General features: G+C 66.3%; 6 protein-coding genes. All 6 read left to right on the plus strand.

What is annotated here, in order from left to right:
* On the plus strand, positions 1-609 hold a 609-nt coding region (locus KDJ86_RS12760), incomplete at its 5' end, for a GntR family transcriptional regulator (protein ID WP_291746292.1).
* A gap of 138 nt (positions 610-747) precedes the next feature.
* Complete coding sequence (gene gnd, locus KDJ86_RS12765; protein ID WP_291746293.1) at positions 748-2,175, plus strand: NADP-dependent phosphogluconate dehydrogenase; 1,428 nt, start codon at positions 748-750, stop codon at positions 2,173-2,175.
* Positions 2,160-3,047 (plus strand): sulfotransferase family protein, encoded by an 888-nt coding sequence (locus KDJ86_RS12770; protein ID WP_291746295.1) that lies wholly within the window; start codon positions 2,160-2,162, stop codon positions 3,045-3,047. The genes gnd and KDJ86_RS12770 overlap by 16 nt, the downstream gene beginning before the upstream one ends.
* Before the next feature lie 37 nt (positions 3,048-3,084).
* Entirely contained in the window at positions 3,085-4,020 is a 936-nt protein-coding gene (locus KDJ86_RS12775) for a Gfo/Idh/MocA family protein (RefSeq protein WP_291746298.1), read from the plus strand.
* A gap of 22 nt (positions 4,021-4,042) precedes the next feature.
* On the plus strand, positions 4,043-4,648 hold the full coding sequence (locus KDJ86_RS12780; protein WP_291746301.1) for a sulfite oxidase-like oxidoreductase: 606 nt from the start codon (positions 4,043-4,045) through the stop codon (positions 4,646-4,648).
* A gap of 6 nt (positions 4,649-4,654) precedes the next feature.
* Positions 4,655-4,876 (plus strand): FAD-binding oxidoreductase (locus KDJ86_RS12785; RefSeq protein WP_291746304.1); only part of this gene is annotated, 222 nt, incomplete at its 3' end.

Here is a 4,876-nt window from a genome sequence, read left to right on the forward strand (position 1 = left end):
CAGCCGCTTGGCGTGCGGATCAGGAACACGCTGCTCGAACGCATCATCGCCGGCCACTACGAGCCCGGCGAGCGGCTGGTGGAGATGCAGCTCGCCCGCGAATTCGGGTCGAGCCAGGCACCGGTGCGCGAGGCGCTCCGCGAGCTTGAGATGGCGGGGCTGGTCACCATCCGGCCGCGGCGCGGTTCCTTCGTCAACGATTATCACGCCACCACCCAGCGCGAGATCTATGTCGTGCGCGGCGCGCTGGAGGAGACCGCGATGCGGCTTGCCATGCCGCGCCTCCGTCGCCGTCCGGAGATCGTCGGCGAGCATCTCGAAGGGATGCGTGAAGCGGCGCGGGCCGGAGACCTGGAAGGCGTGATCCACCACAGCGTCTGGTTCCACCGGGTGATCATGCGGGCCGCCGACAACGCACTGCTCCTCAAGATGTGGGAGTCGCTCCACGTCGAGATCCACTCGCGCAAGACGCTGCTCCAGCCGAATATCGACATGCATGCGGTGGCCGAGAGCCATGCGCCGATCCACGCGGCGATCCTCGCCGGCGATGTCGATAAGGCGTGCCGGCTGTCCTACGAGCACCAGGCAGAGTTCGAGCACAAGGCATGACCTGAGGCTGCCTCCGGCGCCGAACCGCGGTGTCGCGATTTGCCCATTGGCGCGTCTTTGCCTATCGTCCGCCGCCGCACCGTGGAGGATAGAGGCCTGCTGATGCCGCAAGGCCCGGCTGGGTGCACAAGGGAGAATTTGAGAATGGCGGATATCGGTCTGGTCGGGCTCGGCGTCATGGGCGCCAATCTGGCGCTCAACATGGCGGAAAAGGGCTATTCCGTCGCGGTCTTCAACCGCACGGCGGAGAAGACCGACGCCTTCGTCGCCAATGCCGGAAGTCTCGCCGAGCGGCTGACGCCGTGCCGGACGCTGACCGAGCTTGCGGAAGCCGTCGAGCCGCCGCGCCCGGTGGTGATCATGGTCAAGGCCGGCGAGGCGGTCGATTCGCAGGCCGACGTGCTCGCCGGGCATCTCGCCAAGGGCGACATCCTGATCGACGCCGGCAACGCCAATTTCCGCGATACCCGCCGCCGGGTGAAGGAATTCGCCGGCCGCGACATCGATTTCCTCGGTGTCGGCGTCTCGGGCGGCGAGGAAGGCGCGCGCCACGGCCCCTCGGTCATGGCCGGCGGCGACAGGAAAGCCTGGGGCCGGGTCGAGACCATCTTCACCGACATCGCCGCCAAGTTCGAGGGCGAGGCCTGCGCCGCGCTGGTCGGGCCGGAAGGCGCCGGCCATTTCGTCAAGACCATCCACAACGGCATCGAATATGCCGACATGCAGATGATCGCCGAGATCTACGGCATCATGCGCGACGGCCTCGGCATGTCGGCGCCCGAGATGGCGGAGGTCTTCGCGCACTGGAACGAGGGGCCGCTCAAGTCCTACCTGATCGAGATCACCGCCAACGTCCTCGGCACCACCGACGCCAGGACCGGCGGGCCGCTGGTCGACATCATCCTCGATACCGCCGGCCAGAAGGGCACCGGCCGCTGGTCGGTGATCGAGGCGCAGGACCTCGGGTCCCCGGCGACCGTGATCGAGGCCGCAGTCGCCGCCCGCAACCTCTCGTCCCAGAAGCTCGAGCGGGTCGCGGACGAGAAGCTCTTCGCCGCCGCGCCGCGCAAGATCGGCGGCGCCTTCGGCGACCGCAACAGCGCGATGATCATCCTCGAGGAGGCGATGCTGGCGGGCAAGATCGTCGCCTATGCTCAAGGCTTCGCGGTGATGGCCAAGGCGTCGGTGGCCTTCGACTGGGACCTGCCGCTCGGCACCGTCGCCAAGATCTGGCGGGCCGGTTGCATCATCCGTTCGGCCTTTCTCGACGATATCGCCTCGACCTACGAGTCGGGCGGCGCGATCCGCAGCCTGATGACCGTCGAGCCCTTCACCGCAATGATCAAGGCGACCCACGGGAGCCTCCGCCGCGCCGCCGCCGAGGCACAGCTCAAGGGGATACCGGTGCCGGCTCTCGGATCGGCGCTCGCCTATTTCGATTTCGCCCGCACCGCCCGCTCGACCGCGGACCTTACCCAGGGGCAGCGCGACTTCTTCGGCGCGCACGGATTCGAGCGGATGGACGAACCAGGCAAGGTCGCACACGGGCCGTGGTCGAACGCGTAACCAGAACCGGAAAAGCCGACGGGGGCCGCGGTGCGCCCCGGTCGAAACAGATTGTCCGCCTCCTCGGCCAGGAGGCGGGCAAGCTGCAATACCTGTCACCCGGTTCGCGGCCGACCGACATGACCTTCGGCCGTTTCTTCAATTCGACTTTCGTCTCGAACAGCCGCCGCTTCGTCTACGTCAAGAACGACAAGGCGGGCAGCTCCTTCATCATCCGTTCGTTGACGCGGAGCGAGAAACGGGTCAGGCGGATCCGGCACAGGACGCCCTTCCTCAATCGCCAGGCCAATCCGCTGCTGACGCCCGCGGAGCTTACGCCACGCCAGTGGGAGCGGGCGCTTTCCCACTATTTCGTCTTCACCTTCAGCCGCAATCCGTTCAGCCGGACACTGTCCTGCTATCTCGACCGGATCGTCGGGCGCGACGAATCCTATTTCGTCCTCCAGAAGCGCATCGGCTTCGCCGATGGCGCCCAGCCCTCCTTCACCGAATTCCTGGAGATGCTCGGCGAGGAGGATGTTCTCGATCTCGATACCCACTGGAAGCCGCAATACAGGAACATCGCCTACGACTATTTCAACTACGGCTTCGTCGGCCATTTCGAGAATTTCGGCGTCGAGTTCCCGGCCCTGCTGAGCTGGCTCTACGGCCGCAAGGCCAAGCTCGGTGAAGTGCGCCAGGGAACGTCCGCGACGAAGCAGCTGGCGGACTATTATGACGACCGTACGGTGGCGCTGGTGCGGGATCTCTACGGCCGGGATTTCGAGCTCTTCGGATATGACGAAACGGCGCCGCTCAAGGTGGAGCCGGTTCGGGGCAACGACATGGACTTCGTTTCGGAAAGACGCCGGAGACTTGGCCGCGCCGCATGATCTCGCGGCGGGCGGGAGAGGGACGGGAGAGCGAGACGTGACAGTCTTCAGGATCGGCATCATCGGCCTCGGCAAGATAACCGAAGACCAGCATCTGCCGGTCATCGCCAGGAATTCGGCTTTCGAGCTCGTGGCGGTCTCGAGCCAGCGCGGCATCACGGTCGACGGCGTACCGACTTTCCGGGCTCCGGCCGACATGTATCAGGCGATGCCCGACCTCGACGCGGTGGCGGTCTGCACGCCGCCGCAGGTCCGGCACGTCTTCGCCCGCGAGGCGCTCGCCGCCGGCAAGCATGTCCTGCTCGAGAAACCGCCGGCGGCGACGATCAGCGAGCTGGACGACCTCGCCGCCTTCGCCGCGGAGCAGGGCCGTGTCCTCTTCACCACCTGGCATTCGCAATATAACGCGGCGGTTGCCCATGCCCGCGACCTGCTGGCGCGGCAGACCGTCAGGCGGATGGCGATCACCTGGAAGGAAGACGTGCGCCGCTGGCATCCCGGACAGAAGTGGATCTGGAGCGCAGGCGGTTTCGGCGTCTTCGATCCGGGCATCAACGCGCTGTCGATCGTCACCGAGATCATGCCGGCCCCGGTCTTCGTCAGGAAGGCGGCGCTCACCTACCCGGAGAATTGCGACGCGCCGATCGCGGCGTCGCTGGAATTCGCGACCAGCGGCTCCTTCGACAGCCTGACGGCCGAGTTCGACTGGCGGCAGACCGGCCCGCAGACCTGGGACATCGCCATCGAGACCGGCGAGGGGACCGAGCTCAGGCTCTCGAATGGCGGCGCGAAGCTGGAGGTCAACGGCGTCCTCGACGTCGAGCGGCCGCCGCACGAATACGAGGATATCTATATCCGCTTCGCCGGGCTGCTGCGCGACAACCGCTCCCTGGTCGACGACGCGCCGCTCAGGCTGGTCGCGGATTCGTTTCTCATCGGCCGGCGGCTGACGACCGAGCCGTTCTACGACTGACCCTGCCTGACGGAGTAACGCCTTGGCCACACGCGGTTTTTTCGGACGGAGACCCTCGGAACCGGAGGCGGCGCGGCTGCCGCCGGGACAGTACAAGACCGAGGACTTCCCGGTCCTGTCGGCCGGCGCGACACCTTATGTCGACCTCGCCAAATGGCGCTTCACGCTCAAGCATGGCCCGCGACAGCTCGCTTCCTGGAGCTGGGAGGAATTCGACCGGCTGCCGAAGACCGCCTTCAAGCGCGACATCCATTGCGTCACCAAGTGGAGCAAGTTCGATACGACCTGGGAGGGCGTGTCGATCGACGAGCTCCTTGCCGCCGCCGGCGTCGCGGCGCCGACCGGCTTCCTGCTCGCCCATTCCGTCGACGGCTATACGACCAACGTGCCGCTCGCCGATCTCACTGGTGGCAAGGGGATGGTGGCGACCGCCTATGAGGGACTGCCAATCTCACCCTCCCATGGCGGGCCGGCCCGACTTCTGGTGCCGCATCTCTATTTCTGGAAATCGGCCAAGTGGGTGAATGCGCTGCAATTCACCGAGCGCGACGAGCCCGGCTTCTGGGAATTGCGTGGCTACCATATCTACGGCGATCCCTGGCGCGAACAGCGCTTCACCGGTGATTGACGCGGTATGCAGCCGTCTCGTATCGCGTGGCAGGAAGCGACGATCGCCGCGATCGAAACGCTGACCCCGACCGTCAGGAGCTTCCGGCTCGAACCGGCGCTGCCCTTCGTCTTCGTCGCCGGACAGCATGTCGATGTCCGGCTCACCGCTCCCGACGGCTATCGGGCCGAGCGCAGCTATTCGATCGCTTCGTCTCCGGAGCGCATGGCGATCGAGCTGGTCATCGAG

Source organism: Bauldia sp. (assembly GCF_020442045.1).
In the GTDB taxonomy this organism is placed as follows: domain Bacteria; phylum Pseudomonadota; class Alphaproteobacteria; order Rhizobiales; family Kaistiaceae; genus Bauldia.